The organism is Flavobacterium fructosi (assembly GCF_042787335.1).
Taxonomy (GTDB): Bacteria; Bacteroidota; Bacteroidia; order Flavobacteriales; family Flavobacteriaceae; genus Flavobacterium; species Flavobacterium fructosi.
Genome location: NZ_JBHZQA010000003.1, coordinates 341,441 through 358,380, shown reverse-complemented (window position 1 = coordinate 358,380; position 16,940 = coordinate 341,441). Strand labels below are relative to the sequence as shown.

The window sequence follows — 16,940 nt, the reverse complement described above, 5'->3', positions numbered from 1 at the left end:
TAAAGATAGAGCCAAAAGCCCGACCCCAAAGCTGAAGATTCGTGAATATAAAACGGGATTTTCTGCTTTGGGGTTACGCCCAAATTATGACTACAATTTTTGAGTTTAAATCTCTTTTACAAAACCATTTCTTCAAACAGGCGTTGTGTTGTTTGTTCCAAATCATCGCAAATGCCCGGATGCGGTCTTGAGGTTTGTATAGCCGAACTACGAATGGCGGTCAACCAACGGAAACGGGACGGAATATCGAATTGCGCTATTGGCCCACCCGATTTCTCGCCATGTCCCACCTTCTCAAATGCCTGCAAATTTAAATGTATTTGTTCCAAATCTAAATCGGCTGAAAACAATTGAAGTTTAGCTTCATTAATTGAACAGAGCACTTTTATAAACTTGGCTTTTTTACAAAAGAGAATAATACCCACATTGAGGAATTCTTCGCGTTCTACCCTTGGCACAACGCGGATTACCGCATACTCATATAAGTGTTTCTCTTGCATTTTGGGCTTCATTTATAAAAATTTCGGAATGGTTTAAGCGTATGGATAAAAATCGAAAATAAACGTTCCTGATGGCTTCGGGAGTTTCATCCGTATCTTCCCATTGCAGCCATTCCAACGGAATAAGATTCACAATAGATTGCAGGACTTCATCTGTTAATATTTTTTTGAATATCGCATCCGTTTCTTTCAACAGAGAAGCCTGTGGTAACAATACGTGGTCTTTTATCAGTGCAAAAGGGCTTTCTGCATGCTTTTCCCAATTAGTCCAAGAATGATGAAAATAAAGACTTGCGCCGTGATCAATCAGCCATAATTCTTTATGCCAAATCAACATGTTGGTATTTCTGAAGGTTCTGTCAACATTAGTTATAAAGGCATCCAGCCAAACAATTTGCGAAGCTAATTCTGCATCTATAACGGTCACAACAGGATCGTAATTAATAGCCCCAGATAAATAATGTAAAGCCAAATTAAGTCCCTGACTTCCTTGAAGCAAATCCTGAATTTCTTCGTCGGCTTCTGAGCGGCCAAAAGCTTCGTCGAGATTAGCATAAACCAATTCCGGCATTTTTAGGTTTAAAACACGGGCAATTTCACCGCCAATTAATTCGGCGATTAAAGCTTTTACGCCATGTCCGGCACCTTTGAATTTCAATACATATTTAAAATCATCATCGGCTTCAGCTAGAGCAGGTAAAGAACCTCCTTCCCGCAAAGGTGTGATGTATCGCGTAACACTTACGGTTCTAAGCTGGGGAATTTTTTCCATAATCGAATTGGATAAAGCTATTGTGCTTAAATGCAAACTTACAAATAAGTGAGATAAATTTAATTACAATTTTGTAGAATGATTATGTGCTATTTGTCAAGAATGACAAATGAAAAAAAATAATCTTTGTTCTATAAATTCAAATAGGTTTTTCCAATGTTCGAAATAGAGATAAATAATTAGTAACAAGTTTCTGTAAAACAATATACTTTTATTTTATTATCTAAGAATTAAACAATAATTTTTATAAGAATTAGTTTATATTTGAAGACACCTATAAATAATCCCTCATGAAAAAAATTATTTATTTATTGCTGATTTTAGTTTTAGCCTCATTCACAACTTCAAAAGAGCTAATAACACTTTCGGGGAAAATTATAAATACCGAGAACGGAAAAATCAGCATTAAAGGAGAATCATTTGAGAAAGAAATTACTTTAAATGCTGACGGTAGTTTTTCAGAAAACATAAGCATCCCATATGATGGAATTTACACTCTTGAAACTAATAAAAACAGGAGTCCAATATATCTGTCAAAAGAAACAAAACTATCGCTGATTGCTGATGACAAAGCTTTTAATGCAACTCTAAAATATACTGGTGAAGGAAGTATCGAAAATCAGTACATTGCTAAAAAATCAAATATAACTTCTCAAATTTCAGACGAAGAATTGTATAAGTTAAATGAAACAGAGTTCCTAAACAAAGTGACGGAAATTAAAAATGCTATTTTATCCTTATATCACAATACTAAATTTCCTAATACCGATTTTAAAGATAAAGAGGTCGAGAGCATTCATTATCTGGTGCAAAAGCACTTATCTTTTTATAAATATTCCCATGGTTACCATGCCCATTTAAAAGAATTTCAAGTTTCTGACAAATTTCCAAAACTTGACAAAAAAATAGATTTGGATAATGATGCTGATTTTCTATTTTCCAATGAATACAAAGAATTAGTATTGAATAAGTTCTACGAAAATATTCAAGGAGATGGAACAAGTTTTTTTATTACGGCTAAGGACGCAATTCCAAAAATTAAGGCGCTTAAAAGTCAAAGCATTAAGAATCGCTTAATTCAAAACTCAATATCTGATGTTAGTACGGAAAATGCGAATTACGAAAAAATATATAACGACTACATTTCTATTACAAATAATACAAAATTAAAAGACAACCTTACCGTTAATTATAAAAATACCAAAATTTTAGAAAATGGCAATCCATCTCCAAAATTTGATTACGAAAACTACAAAGGCGGAAAAACATCTTTAGAAAGTCTAAAAGGAAAATACGTTTACATTGATGTTTGGGCAACTTGGTGCGGACCATGTCGCAAAGAAATTCCATTTCTTCAAAAAGTAGAAGTACAATATGAGGGGAAAAATATCGAATTTGTCAGCATTTCAATTGACAGCATGAAAGATCATGAAAAATGGAGTAAACTTGTAACTGAAGAACAGTTGGGAGGAATTCAATTACTGGCAGATAAGGAATGGGATTCTAAATTTATAAAAGATTACGGTATTCAAGGAATTCCAAGATTTATTCTTATTGATCCAAATGGTAATATCGTAAATTCCCAAGCCCCTAAACCATCCGATACTAAACTAATTGATTTACTCAACAGTTTGCAACTATAATTTCTAAAGCCCCTTTTTACAAGCTTTTTTTATGCTGTAATACTCAAATAGGCTCTTCCAATATTATCAATAATATCAGAAGCGATAAAGGATTGATAACCGGTTTCGGGCAAAGCAATATCAGCAGTTAATCCGTGAAGGTAAACACCCAATATGGCTGCATTTATTGGTTCATAGGATTGGGCCAATAAACTGGTGATCATTCCTGTTAAAACATCGCCCGATCCTGCGGTGGCTAAGGCAGCATTTCCTGTGGTATTTTCGTAGACTGCATCTCCATCAATTATATGTGTTGGCGCTCCTTTCATGACGATTATAAGTTGGTATTTTTTTGAAAAAGCTATGGTTTTTTCGAATTTTTCAGCCTCTGAATCCCACTTTCCTATCAATCGTTCCAATTCTTTGGGATGTGGTGTAATGATGGTTTTGGGCTTTAATAAAGAAAGCCAAGATTTATTTTGCGATAAAATATTCAAAGCATCCGCATCGATTACTAATGGGACTTTAGTGGTTTTCAGGAATTCATGAAAGGTGATTTGGGTAGCTTGTTCCTGTCCTACTCCCGGACCAATTCCGATGGCTTGCGGTACAATATCGAAAGTGATATTCGAGATAAATTTTTCTTGAACATCAGTCAATACCATCACTTCAGGAATGGAGATTTGCAAAATTTCATAACCGCATTTTGGAATAAAAGCAGTGACTAATCCGCAACCTGTTTTAAGAGCTGCTTTGGAAGAAAGACAAGCCGCACCGATTTTACCATAGCTTCCGCCAATTAATAAAGCATGACCTTGAATACCTTTGTGAGTGTGTTTATCAATGGGTTTATAGCATTTTAAAATTTCATTCTTGTCAATATAAATAGGATTCATCGTAGGATTTGTTTGTCTAAAATTACGAATTATAAACGGAATTCAATGATTCTAATTCTACAATTTGGCATTCCATAAAAATGAAGGTTCAATCCATTTGGCTTCAGAATTGGATAAATATGTTCCAACACTTATTGTTATTCTTTTAAAAAAGAATACTTTAGTATCCTATAATTACTATTAAAAATAAACCAATGAAAAAAACATTATTTTTATTACTGTTAGCAGTACTTATAAATACTTCCTATGCCCAAGAATCTGGTACTCCACCTAAAGAAACAAAAGCAGTAGCAAAAGAGAATAATTCTACTTCTAATCTTGTTTTCAATCCTGATCAAAATGTTGTTACTGAACACACCACGACCATAAAAGGACAAAGAGTTTCATACAAAGCAACCACTGGTACCATGCCGGTTTGGGATGAAGATGGAAAAGCAATTGCAGGATTATTTTATACTTATTATGAACGCTCTGATGTTAAAGATCGTGCTTCACGCCCGTTAGTAATTTCTTTCAATGGTGGTCCCGGTTCTGCTTCGGTTTGGATGCAAATTGCGTACACCGGTCCTAGTTTATTAAATATTGATGATGAAGGATATCCTTTGCAGCCTTACGGAATCAAAGAAAATCCCTATTCTATTCTAGATGTTGCTGATATCGTTTTTGTAAATCCCGTTAACACTGCCTATTCCAGAGCAACAAGCAAAGAAATTCCAACGACTAAATTTTTTGGCATCAATGCGGATATTAAATATTTAGCCGATTGGATTGGCGGATTTGTAACGCGAACGAACCGTTGGGCTTCGCCTAAATATCTTATTGGCGAAAGCTACGGTACAACACGTGTTTCCGGATTGGCGCTTCAATTGCAAAACAATCAATGGATGTATCTTAACGGAGTTATATTAGTTTCCCCAACGACATTAGGAATAACTCGTGGCGTGGCTGCTGATGGAGCCCTGAAACTTCCTTATTTTGCAGCTACTGCATGGTATCATAAAATGCTTCCTCCAGATTTACAGAATAAAGATTTGACTGATATGCTGCCAGAAGTGGAAGATTTTACTATCAATGAACTTCTTCCTTCTTTAAGCAAAGGCGGTTCACTTGACGAGCAAAAAAGAAAAGAAATTGCTGTAAAAATAGCACGGTACTCCGGTATTTCAGAAAAAGTGGTTATGCAAAACAATTTAGACGTTCCTTATAATTATTTCTGGAAAGAATTGTTGCGCGACAAAGGTTTTACGGTAGGCAGACTAGACTCCCGTTACAAAGGAATTGATCGTAAGAATGCAGGAGATGGTCCTGATTTTAATGCTGAACTTACTTCGTGGCTACATTCCTTTACTCCCGCAATCAACATGTACATTCGCAATGATTTGAATTATAAAACTGATTTCAAATACAATATGTTTGGTTCGGTAAATCCTTGGGATAAATCAAATGATGAAACAGGTGAAAATCTACGTCAGGCAATGGCACAAAATCCTTATTTGAATGTTATGGTTCAGTCTGGATATTATGATGGCGCCTGTGATTATTTCAATGCAAAATACAATTTATGGCAAATGGATCCCAGCGGAAAGCTAAAAGACAGAATGAGTTGGAAAGGCTACCGAAGCGGACACATGATGTACTTAAGAAAAAAGGATTTAGAAACGGCTAATGAGGATATCAGAGCGTTCATAAAAAATTCATTGCCTAAAACGGGAGAAGCGGCGAAATATTAAGGCTGTGACTTTTGGCTAAAAAGACAAATCAAATCTATTTTTGATTTGTCTTTTTTTGTTTAATAACGCATCGTAATTATTAAAAAAAGATTGAAATTGAATAACAAATTCCCTAGCCCAGATAGAAATGGAAAGCCCACAGTCAAGCCTTTTTAGGCGAGACGAGGACTTGAAATGGAAAGCTGGAAATAGCTCCAAAAAAGATTTAGACGATGACGTTTCAGTAATACTTCGAAAACGTTTGAAACTTTAAACTTTGCGTGCTATCGCCTTTGTCACTCAAAATAAAAGCAATAAATTAGCGCCATCAAATTTTATACAAAAACACAATGAAAAACACTGCGCTTACGCACATACATGAAAGTTTGGGAGCAAAAATGCTTCCTTTTGCCGGATACAATATGCCTATTTTATATGAAGGAGTAAATGCGGAACATGAAACAGTTAGAAATGCTGTGGGTGTTTTTGACGTTTCACACATGGGAGAATTCTTGCTTACAGGTCCAAATGCCTTGGCTTTAATTCAGAAAGTGACTTCGAATGATGCTTCAACACTTACGATTGGGAAAGCGCAATATTCTTGTTTGCCTAACAATGACGGTGGAATTGTAGATGATTTGATTGTTTACAAAATAAAAGAAGAGCAGTATTTATTAGTTGTAAATGCATCGAATATTGATAAAGATTGGAATTGGATTTCAGCTCATAATAATTTGGGTGTGGAAATGAAAAACCTTTCGGATGATTATTCTTTATTGGCGATTCAAGGACCTAAAGCGGTCGAAGCGATGCAAGCTTTGTCTTCATTAGATTTAGCGGCTATTCCTTATTACCATTTTGAAGTTGGCGATTTTGCCGGAATTGAAAATGTAATTATTTCCGCTACAGGTTACACCGGTTCTGGAGGTTTTGAGATTTATTGTAAAAACTCGGAAGTAGAACAAATTTGGAATAAAGTTTTTGAGGCGGGTGCTGCATTTGGTGTAAAACCAATTGGATTGGCTGCGCGTGATACGTTGCGTTTAGAAATGGGTTTCTGTTTGTACGGAAATGACATTAATGACACGACTTCTCCAATGGAAGCTGGTTTGGGTTGGATTACAAAATTCAATAAAGAATTTACCAATTCAAAAAATCTAAAAAAGCAAAAAGAAACCGGGGTTGCTAAAAAACTTGTTGCTTTTGAAATGCAAGAACGAGCGGTGCCAAGACATGAGTATGAAATTGTAAATGCTACAGGAGACGTAATCGGAATTGTAACATCGGGAACGATGTCTCCATCTATGAATAAAGGAATTGGTTTAGGTTATGTAACCCTCGAAAACAGTCCCGTTGACAGCGATATTTTCATTAGAATTCGTAAAAATGATGTTCCTGCCAAAGTGGTAAAATTACCTTTTTACAAGAAATAAATTTTAAATGAATAAATTTTCACTAATACTATTCTTGACTACATTCTCTCTATTTGGTCAAAATAGTGCTACCACTTGTGAAAAACTTTCCAAAATAAATGTGTTGATACAACGCGAACATCTTAATCCAAAACCGGTAGACGATAGTTTATCGGTTTTTGTTTTTGACAGTTTTATTGATAAATTGGATCCATCAAGAAACATTTTTCTAAAATCAGAATACGATATTCTTTCTAAAAAATACCGACTAAATATAGATGATTTTATCAAAAGTAACGATTGTTCTTTTCTAACGGAAATCTCAAGCGTTTACAAAAAAGACCTTTTGAGAAACAAAGCTATTTTAGAAAAAATTGACCGTGAAGCTATCGATTATGAATTGAAAGATACGATTCGGTTTTATAAAAAAGCATTTCCCATTTATTTATTGGATAGCCAAGTGGAGAAAGTTTGGCGAAAAAAAATAAGATATCAAATTCTGGATGAGATCTCCCAAACCAGTAAAAATCTGGATTCTATAAAAGTTAATTTCAATTCAATAGAAGCTTTATCAAAAAATATTGTCATTCAAAATGAACTTTGCAGAATAAATATCATTTTACAAAATGAAACCGATTTAGAAGAAAATCTATATAATGCCTTTTGTGGTTATTTTGATCCTCACACGTCCTATTTCAATGACGATTCGAAGTCCAGTTTTGTAGCATCATTATCAAAAGAACACTTATCACTAGGACTCAATGTAAGATTAAACGAAAAAAGCGAAATTATTGTTGAGGATTTAGATCCAAACGGTCCCGCATTTTTAACAGGAAAAATAAAAAAAGGAGATCAAATTATTTCAATTTCAAACCAAAAGGAAACGTTATTGGTTACCTGCGCATCACTAGAATCGATTTCGAATATGATTTTGTCAGAAGCGAATAAAAACATTGTTTTGACCTTAAAACGAAAGACTGGAAAAAGTTTTGAGGTACTTATTGAAAAACAAATAATCAAAGATGAAGAAAACACGGTCTACAGTTTTATTGTTGAAAAAAACATCAAAATAGGATACATAAAAATACCTAGCTTTTACGCTAATTTTGAAGACAATAATGGCAAAGGCTGCGCTCAGGATGTCGTAAAAGAAATAATCAAATTACAAAAAGATAATATTAAAGGATTAATTATCGATCTTGTGGATAATGGTGGTGGTTCTATGGAAGAAGCTATAAAATTGGCGGGCATTTTTATAGACAAAGGTCCTATTTCTGTTGTTATTGACAAAAATAAAATCCAAACGAAAATTGAAGATCCATTTAAAGGAATGTTTTATAAAGATCCTATTGTGCTACTTGTTAATGGAAATTCAGCATCAGCGAGTGAGTTTTTCGCGTCCATTCTTCAGGATTACAATAGAGCTTTATTGATAGGAAGTACTACTTTAGGAAAAGCGACTATGCAAACGATTATTCCATTGGACGTAAATGACAAAGAAAATTTTGTAAAAGTAACTGTTAACAAATTTTATAGAATTACAGGAAAAAGCCACCAAAGTTTGGGCTTAACGCCAAATGTAATGCTTCCTGAAATTTACGAAACCATCTTCCAAAAAGAAAGTAACTTTCCAACGGCTTTTAAAAATGACAGCATTACAACTTCTATTAAATTCAAAACTTACTTTAAAAATAGTTTGATTGAAAAAATAACAAAAAAAAGTAATCAAAGAGTTGCAAACGATTCTTATTTTAATACTATTAGGAAGATAAATAAACAGATCGACGATATCGTAAACAAACCGAAAACAGTAACGCCCGTTACTATTGATGCTGTTTTTGAGGAACAAAATAAAGTTACCAATTTATGGGAAGAGATTGCTATTTTTAATTCGAAGAGCATTGATCTAAATGCTTATAATTCGAATTTAAATAAATATTTTCTGGCGATTCATCCTTTGGAAAAAACATACAATCAATTTCAATTAGACGCTTTGAAAACAAATCATTATCTAAAGGAAGCAATTACTATAATTGAAGATTTTAATACTTTAAAATAAAAAAATAACAGCCCAAATCATCATAAACTGACGAAAAGAATTTAAATTGATTTTGGTAAAATAACTAATAGCTGTATTTTTGCAGTTCAAAATAAAAAATTAGCAATGGGAAGAGCGTTTGAGTTTAGAAAAGGTAGAAAAATGAAACGTTGGTCAGCAATGGCTAAAGCATTTACAAGAATTGGAAAGGATATCGTAATGGCTGTTAAAGAAGGCGGACCAAATCCTGATGCTAATTCAAGATTAAGAGCAGTTATCCAGAATTCAAAGGCTGCAAATATGCCTAAAGAAAATGTGGAACGAGCTATTAAAAAAGCAACTGATAAAGATACAGCCAATTATAAAGAAGTTTTATTTGAAGGATACGCACCTCATGGGATTGCAATTCTTGTGGAAACGGCTACAGATAACAATAATAGAACTGTTGCAAATGTTAGAAGCTATTTTAACAAATGTAATGGAGCAATGGGAACTCAGGGTTCAGTAGAATTTATGTTTGACCATACTTGTAACTTCCGAATTCCTGCGAACGGAATGGATCCGGAAGAACTAGAATTAGAATTAATTGATTTTGGCGCTGAAGAAGTTTTTGAAGACGAAGATGGTATTCTGATTTATGCTCCATTTAATAGTTTTGGAACGATTCAAAAAGAATTGGAAAGCAGAGGTCTTGAAATCCTTTCTTCTGGTTTTGAAAGAATACCTCAAATTACGAAGACATTAACAGAAGCTGAAATGGCCGATGTAGAAAAACTAATCGAAAAATTAGAAGAAGATGATGATGTAATGAACGTATATCATACAATGGAAGAGGCATAAACTTCAGTACAATTATATATAAAACTCTGGCTCCGGCTGGAGTTTTTTTGTCTCAAATTAATTGCATTTAATATAAAGCCCATGTTATTTCTTATTTTAAGTATTCTCTGTAGCGTAACGGTAGGGGTGATTTTCAAAGTCGGCCGAAAATACACTTTAAATACAACCCAAATAGTTGCGTGGAATTATGTATTTGCCCTGCTACTTTGTTATTTCTTTTACAGCCCTGATGTAAGCGCAATTGATACATCAGCACCCTGGAATATTTATATTCCGTTAGGGATTTTATTACCTATTATATTTTTGTTTTTAGCTGCTTCCATCAAGCACATGGGAATTGTAAAAACAGATGCAGCACAACGCCTTTCCCTTTTTATTCCTGTACTCGCAGCTTGGTTATTATTCAATGAAGAATTTAACACTATGAAACTGATTGCCTTCTTGATAGCCCTACCCGCTTTAATATTAATACTTTCAAAAAAAACCGATAATTTAAATAACAAATGGATTTATCCAGCGGTCGTATTAGTTGGCTTTGGAGCGATAGATATCTTGTTTAAACAAATTGCTTTGGCGACGAGCTTACCTTTTCCAACTTCTCTATTTATTGTTTTTGGTATTTCGCTGCTCATAATTTTGGCAGTAGTTCTTTACGAAATAGTGTTAAAGAAAGACCCATTAAAAAGTAACAATTTTCTTTTTGGAGCGCTTGTAGGAGTGTTTAATTTTGGAAATGTTTTATTTTATCTTAAAGCGCATCAGGCTTTCGCCAAAAATCCATCGACAGTATTTGCTGCAATGAATATGGGCGTAATTATTATAGGAAGCATCGTAGGAATAGCTGTTTTTAAAGAGAAAGTTAGCCATTACAATTATTTTGGATTACTATTAGCCATAGTTGCTATTGTCCTTATCACCTTTTCTCAAGTTCTTACTTAAAAATAAAAAATTGTGCTAAATCATCTTTATAATTGGTATATTACTTCCCTAATTATTTAGAAATACAGCTTGATTGACTCTTTCAAATTAAATGGAAGGGCTTTAGTAAACGAGTGGTTTTATATTTCACATGATTGCAAGTTCATTACATTTGTTTATTTTTTGATAAATGTAACAACCAAAAACAAGCGAAGCTTTAAAAGATTTGGAGTATCCTTATTCATTAATAGAATAGTTTCGCTTTACATAAATAATCCAAAACTGAAAAATCAGCTTTTTATGATGATTTTTCAACAGAATATAGCCGTTGATTGAATTAATTTAGTCAATTAACTAAATATTCTAATAAAGAATATCGTTCGAAGGAACGCTTTAAATTATAACATCTATGACAAACAACATTCTAATTGAAAATCAATATAAAAGAACAAGTTTATTTGAAAAAGAAAATGTAAACTATTTAGTTCGTATTTTAAAAAGATTTAATACCGTACCAAAGATAAATAACATCAATATTATCACCTCAACTAGTGAACCTGATATTTTCAAAATTGTACCCAATAAATCGATTATAATTGGTTCGTCCTTTTTAGACAAACCCATATTAGCTTTAGTTTATTTAAGATATGGTATCGAATGGCAGCTATGGTATAAAGCGTTGAATAACGAAAAAAAAGATACAGCGTTATGTGATATCGCTGCACTTGAAGTGATTCGAATATTTTATAATTTACTACCTAAAGATGATAAAGAAAAATTAGAAAATCTTGATTATATTTTAATTAATTTAATTAAAAATGATACTGATTTAAATACAGAACATCCATTAAAACTCGAAGAGCTACAATCTTTTCATGGCTTGAAAAATTTAAACCATGAATTCAAAGAATCGTGGAAACCTATTGTTGAAAATTTGGCAAAACCTACAGAATACTTATTGATGTCTGGAGGAGATCTTAGATTGAACATCGACGAAATTCATTTACTAAATAAATACGGATGTCGCCCATTCCCAAGACCTGATGCATTTACTTTTGCCTCGTCGACAGCGTCAAGCGTTTCAAATTTTGCCTTTGATAAAACAGATAAAGTTAGAAGAATTTTAATTAGAAATAGCTTGAAAAATGGTTTTAAAAATGCTACACACGAGTTTTCTGAATTACTAAAAAACAACCTCAGAAAAATATTCAAATTAAATGAGGAATGCGAAATAATTTTTTCACCATCGGGAACTGATTCATCACTTCAAATAGCAGCTATAACGCAAATTATTTCCGATAAAGAAATCACACATATTCTGGTTGCGTCTGATGAAACTGGCAGCGGCGTTGCTGCGGCCTTAAAAGGATATCATTTTGAAAACACAACAGCTTTAAATTATCCAATTAAAAAAGGCGATAAAATTGAAGGATTTAGAGATGTTAATTTGATTAAAATCCCTTTTAGAGATGAAAACGGCGCGTTAAAATCCTCTCATCAATTAGATGAAGAAGTATTTAATGCCGTTTCTAAAACCAAAGATCTAGGCAGGCACGTAGTGTTGCATACAATGGATCAATCGAAATTAGGTTATCAATCTCCCAGTGATGAATTTATAAAAAGACTAAATACACTTAAAGATTTATCAATACAAATAATTGTAGATGGTTCACAGCTTAGATTAGATCCAAAAGACATACAAAATTATTTAAATAAAGGATATATTGTTACCATAACAGGGAGCAAATTCTTCACTGGTCCTCCGTATTGCGGCGCATTAATTCTGCCTGAAAGTGTCAATAAATTAATTCGTTCTGTAAAAAACACATTACCCAAAGGTTTGACTAAATATTACAATCATTCCGATTGGCCGACTTCTTGGTTCTGTTCAAATGAATTATCTGATGGTTATAACTATGGTTCCTATATGCGCTGGAACGCTGCTGTAGTTGAAATGGACAGGTATTATAAAACACCTATTTTATACCGAAATATGGGTATTGAGATGTTTTGCAATTTTGTTGACGAATCAATAAAAGAGGCCGCTTTTTTACAGCCTATCTATGGTGATGAAACCAAAACGAAGTGTTACAGTAGTAAAGAGTTTGGAATAAGAAATATCCGCACCATTTTTCCTTTCTTTATTTTTAGAGATAAGGAAGTTTTATCTGTTGATAAAGTAAAAAAACTTTATACTTTATTAAATTCTGATTTATCGGATCAATTTGAAGATTCTTCTTTAGAAATCATCCGACTTGCTGCCCAAAAATGTCATATTGGACAAGCCGTTAATGTAAAATATACTACTGAAATTGAAAGTGCTATTTTAAGAATTAGTTTGGGTTCAAGAGTTATTTCTGAAAGTTGGGTCAATAGAGATATTAGTCTCTTTTTTAGAAATATAGAATTGCAAATGAGTCAGATTACAATCACTATTAAAAAGATAGAATTAATACTTAGTAATCCTGAATTACTGAAATAAATAGTGTTATCACTGGTCAAAATAAAGTCCCATTTGCATCAGCAAATGGGACTTTATATCTATAATTCTAAATTTATTTTATAAATTCGATTTTTTGTGCTTCTTCTTCATTGATGCTATCAAAGAAACCTTGTTCGTTCATCCAGTCGTCACTAAATACTTTACTCATATAACGAGAACCATGATCTGGAAAAATAGCGATCACATTACTGTCCTTGTTAAATTCTCCTTCTTCTGCGTATTGTTTTATGGCCTGCATTACCGCACCAGAAGTATATCCTACAAATAATCCTTCTTTTTTTACAATCTCTCTGGCTGCATGAGCACTTTCTTCATCAGTAACTTTCATAAACTTATCAATCATATCAAAATCGGTCGCTGATGGAATTAAGTTTTTACCCAAACCTTCTATTCTGTAAGGATAAATTTCATCGTTATCAAACTCTCCTGTTTCATGGTATTTTTTCAATACTGAACCAAAAGCATCTACACCTAAAACCCTAATGTTTGGATTTTGTTCTTTCAAGTATTTTGCAGTTCCCGAAATGGTTCCACCAGTTCCGCTACAAGCGATGAGATGCGTAATTTTACCTTTTGTTTGTTTCCAAATTTCTGGCCCGGTCGATTTGTAATGCGCATCAATATTCAGTTGATTAAAATATTGATTGATATATACAGAACCTTTCGTTTCCTCATGCAAACGTTTGGCAACATTGTAATACGAACGCTCGTCATCGGCAGAAACATGAGCAGGACAAACATAAACTTTAGCTCCTAAACTGCGAAGCATGTCAATTTTATCTTTGGATGATTTTGAGCTAACTGCAAGAATACAATTATAGCCTTTTATAATGCTTACCATTGCTAAACTAAAACCGGTATTCCCGGATGTCGTTTCGATTATTGTGTCACCAGGAGATAAAATCCCTCTTTTTTCAGCCTCTTCAATTATATATAAAGCAATTCTATCTTTAGAAGAATGTCCCGGATTAAAAGCTTCTACTTTAGCATAGAAATTACCTTCTAACTCTTCGGTGACTCTATTTAGTTTAATAAGTGGAGTATTACCTATTAATTCTAATACATTATTATAAGCGTTTATTTCTTCTTTCATAAAAAAACAGTTACTCAAAGTTCTTTTTATTTAACCTCGAAATATCACAAATTTAACAAAATTTTTTGAATTACTTTTTAATTTTTTCTAAATCTAATAAAAAACTAAATTCTTTCGCCAATTCCTTTAATGCTTCAAATCGTCCAGATGCACCACCATGACCTGCTTCCATATTTGTATCAAGATATAAAACGGTATCATTTGTTTTTATGGTTCTTAATTTAGCCACCCATTTAGCAGGTTCCCAATACTGCACTTGTGAATCATGAAGACCAGTAGAAACATACATATTGGGGTAATTTTGTTGTTTAATATTATCATAAGGAGAATAGGATAACATATAATTATAATATTTCTTTTTGTTTGGATTTCCCCATTCATCATATTCACCAGTTGTCAGTGGAATACTATCATCAAGCATCGTAGTTACCACATCCACAAAAGCCACCTGAGCTATAATCCCATTAAACAATTCTGGTGCCATATTTGCCACTACACCCATTAATAATCCTCCCGCAGAGCCACCTTCAGCATACAAATGTTCTGGTGACGTATATTTTTGTTCAATCAAAAATGTAGAACAATCAATAAAATCCGTAAACGTATTTTTCTTTTTCAATAATTTTCCGTCCTCATACCATTGTCTCCCCAGATCTTCACCGCCACGAATATGTGCTATGGCATATATAAATCCTCTGTCCAATAATGATAATCTGGTGGAAGAAAAAGTAGCATCCATAGAATGCCCATAAGAGCCATACGCATATTGAAGCAGGGGATTTTTTCCGTTTTTCTTTACTTCTTTTTGATACACCAGTGAAATTGGAATTTTGATTCCGTCTTTGGCAGTTGCCCAAACACGTTCTTCGATATAATTATTTTTATCAAACTTACCTCCTAAAACTTGATGTTCTTTTTTGACGTCCTTGGCTTTGCTCCTCATATTGAAATCTATAACCGAAGATGGAGTTGTCATTGATTGATAGCCATACCTCAAAATTTCCGTGTCAAAATCAACGTTGGTGCTAGTATATGCAGTGTAGGTTTCGCTTTCAAAAGGCAAATAATACTCCCCTTCGCCACTCCAAGGCATAATTCGGATTTTATTCAAACCATTTGAGCGTTCTTCAACAACTAAATAATCAGCAAAAATTTCGATATCTTCTAGCAATACATCTTCTCGATGCGCTATAACTTCTTTCCAATTCTCTTTGGTTGTTGCTGTTTCTAGCGTTTTCATTAATTTGAAATTCTCAGCATCATCCGCATTAGTCATAATATAAAAACTGTCCTTGTAATGATTAATACTATACTCTACTCCTCGAATTCGCTTTTGAAAAATTTCAAATTTTCCATCAGGATTGTCTGCATTTAGAATTCTGTATTCCGTTGTTAATGTACTTCCGGACTCAATTGCAAGGTATTTTCTAGATTTAGATTTTGCAATTTCTACATTATAAGTATCATCTTTTTCCAAATAAACCAACACATCTTCAGAAGATTGTGTACCCAATTTATGTTTGAAAATTTTATCAGAACGCAACGTGACTTCGTCCTGACTGGAGTAAAAAATAGTTTTATTATCATTTGCCCAAACAGCAGTTCCGGTAACTTTCTCTATTTTATCTTCTAAAATTTCGTTGGTTTCCAAACTCTTAACTTGAATGGTATATATTCTTCTTCCAACCGTATCAAAACTAAAAATAGCTAATTTATTATCTGGACTAACACTTAAACCACCCAATTGAAAGTAGGATTGCCCTTTGGCCATTTCATTACAATCAAACATGATTTCTTCTTTTGCCGTAAGACTTTCTTTTTTTCGAGAATAAATAGGATAGTCTTTTCCTTTCTCAAAACGAGTGATATAGTAATAACCATTATATAAATAAGGAACCGATTCGTCGTCTTCCTTGATTCGGCTCTTCATTTCCTCAAATAATTCTTTTTGGAAATCTTTAGTATGCGCAGTCATTTTATGATAATATTCATTCTCCTTGTTCAAATAATCGATGACTTCAGGGTTTTCTCTGTCGTTCATCCAAAAATAATTATCGGTTCTGGAGTGTCCTAAATTTTCTAGTGTTTTAGGAATTATTTTAGCAACAGGTGGTAGTATATTTTCTGACATTTTTATACGTTTATTAAATATGTGATTTTACAAAAATAGTACAAAGCCAATTTAAAACACCTCCGTTTTTCATCTAATTTAACATTGCTTATTCCTTCAAATGTAGTAATTTCGTATTTCAATAATTTAAAATTTATCAAAATGGATTTAATGGGAATGATGGGAAAACTTAAAGAGACCCAACAAAAAATAGAGGATACAAAAAAACGTTTGGATACTGTTCTTATCGATGAGCAAAGCACAGATGGTTTATTGAAAGTAACTTTGACTGCCAATAGAAAAATAAAATCAATTACAATTGACGATACTTTACTGGAAGACAAAGATCAACTGGAAGATTATTTAATTCTAACTATAAATAAAGCCATTGAAAAAGCAAGTAAAACAAATGAAGCTGAACTTGATGCTGTCGCAAAAATGGATATGCCAATGATTCCAGGAATGGACAATTTGTTCAAATAAAAAATAAAGTTTAAGGTTTAAAGTTGCTGATTATGGCAAAACAT

Annotated in this window: 13 protein-coding genes; 8 read left to right on the top strand and 5 right to left on the bottom strand. The window is 33.1% G+C overall.

All coding sequences use genetic code 11. From position 1 onward, the window contains the following. Positions 1–116 precede the first annotated feature (116 nt). On the bottom strand, positions 117–500 hold the full coding sequence (locus tag ACFX5D_RS06880; protein ID WP_379857492.1) for a DUF3037 domain-containing protein: 384 nt from the start codon (positions 498–500) through the stop codon (positions 117–119). Next, entirely contained in the window at positions 478–1,272 is a 795-nt protein-coding gene (locus ACFX5D_RS06875; RefSeq protein ID WP_379857491.1) for a HipA family kinase, read from the bottom strand. Before ACFX5D_RS06875 ends, ACFX5D_RS06880 begins: the two co-directional genes overlap by 23 nt. Before the next feature lie 290 nt (positions 1,273–1,562). Between ACFX5D_RS06875 and ACFX5D_RS06870 the strand changes: the two genes are divergently transcribed. Beyond that, positions 1,563–2,915 carry a TlpA family protein disulfide reductase gene (locus ACFX5D_RS06870; protein ID WP_379857490.1) on the top strand — a complete coding sequence of 451 codons (1,353 nt, stop codon included), beginning with the start codon at positions 1,563–1,565 and terminating at the stop codon, positions 2,913–2,915. A gap of 29 nt (positions 2,916–2,944) precedes the next feature. Here the strand turns inward: ACFX5D_RS06870 and ACFX5D_RS06865 are convergent, their stop codons facing one another. Then, a complete protein-coding gene (locus ACFX5D_RS06865) occupies positions 2,945–3,790 on the bottom strand; it encodes an NAD(P)H-hydrate dehydratase (protein WP_379857489.1) in 846 nt (281 codons plus the stop codon). A 194-nt stretch (positions 3,791–3,984) separates the two neighbouring features. Between ACFX5D_RS06865 and ACFX5D_RS06860 the strand changes: the two genes are divergently transcribed. From ACFX5D_RS06860 to ACFX5D_RS06835, 6 genes are all read left to right on the top strand, one after another. Next, positions 3,985–5,520, top strand: a complete 1,536-nt coding sequence (locus ACFX5D_RS06860) for a S10 family peptidase (RefSeq protein WP_379857488.1) — start codon at positions 3,985–3,987, stop codon at positions 5,518–5,520. Positions 5,521–5,849: 329 nt separating this feature from the next. Beyond that, entirely contained in the window at positions 5,850–6,932 is a 1,083-nt protein-coding gene (gcvT, locus tag ACFX5D_RS06855; protein WP_379857486.1) for a glycine cleavage system aminomethyltransferase GcvT, read from the top strand. 7 nt (positions 6,933–6,939) lie between these two features. Continuing rightward, complete coding sequence (locus ACFX5D_RS06850; RefSeq protein WP_379857485.1) at positions 6,940–8,970, top strand: S41 family peptidase; 2,031 nt, start codon at positions 6,940–6,942, stop codon at positions 8,968–8,970. Between the two features lie 105 nt (positions 8,971–9,075). Beyond that, on the top strand, positions 9,076–9,789 hold the full coding sequence (locus tag ACFX5D_RS06845; RefSeq protein ID WP_379857484.1) for a YebC/PmpR family DNA-binding transcriptional regulator: 714 nt from the start codon (positions 9,076–9,078) through the stop codon (positions 9,787–9,789). An 81-nt stretch (positions 9,790–9,870) separates the two neighbouring features. After that, complete coding sequence (locus tag ACFX5D_RS06840) at positions 9,871–10,728, top strand: EamA family transporter (protein ID WP_379857483.1); 858 nt, start codon at positions 9,871–9,873, stop codon at positions 10,726–10,728. Between the two features lie 388 nt (positions 10,729–11,116). Beyond that, positions 11,117–13,189, top strand: a complete 2,073-nt coding sequence (locus tag ACFX5D_RS06835) for a hypothetical protein (RefSeq protein ID WP_379857482.1) — start codon at positions 11,117–11,119, stop codon at positions 13,187–13,189. 73 nt (positions 13,190–13,262) lie between these two features. On the opposite strand, the gene ACFX5D_RS06830 is transcribed toward ACFX5D_RS06835, so the two are convergent. Together ACFX5D_RS06830 and ACFX5D_RS06825 are read right to left on the bottom strand one after the other, a co-directional pair. Beyond that, positions 13,263–14,303, bottom strand: coding sequence for a PLP-dependent cysteine synthase family protein (locus ACFX5D_RS06830; RefSeq protein WP_379857481.1), 1,041 nt, complete (start codon positions 14,301–14,303; stop codon positions 13,263–13,265). 70 nt (positions 14,304–14,373) lie between these two features. Beyond that, positions 14,374–16,434 (bottom strand): S9 family peptidase, encoded by a 2,061-nt coding sequence (locus ACFX5D_RS06825; protein WP_379857480.1) that lies wholly within the window; start codon positions 16,432–16,434, stop codon positions 14,374–14,376. Between the two features lie 141 nt (positions 16,435–16,575). Here ACFX5D_RS06825 and ACFX5D_RS06820 point away from each other — a divergent pair, with 141 nt between their 5' ends. Beyond that, entirely contained in the window at positions 16,576–16,896 is a 321-nt protein-coding gene (locus ACFX5D_RS06820; RefSeq protein WP_379850375.1) for a YbaB/EbfC family nucleoid-associated protein, read from the top strand. Positions 16,897–16,940: the final 44 nt, after the last annotated feature.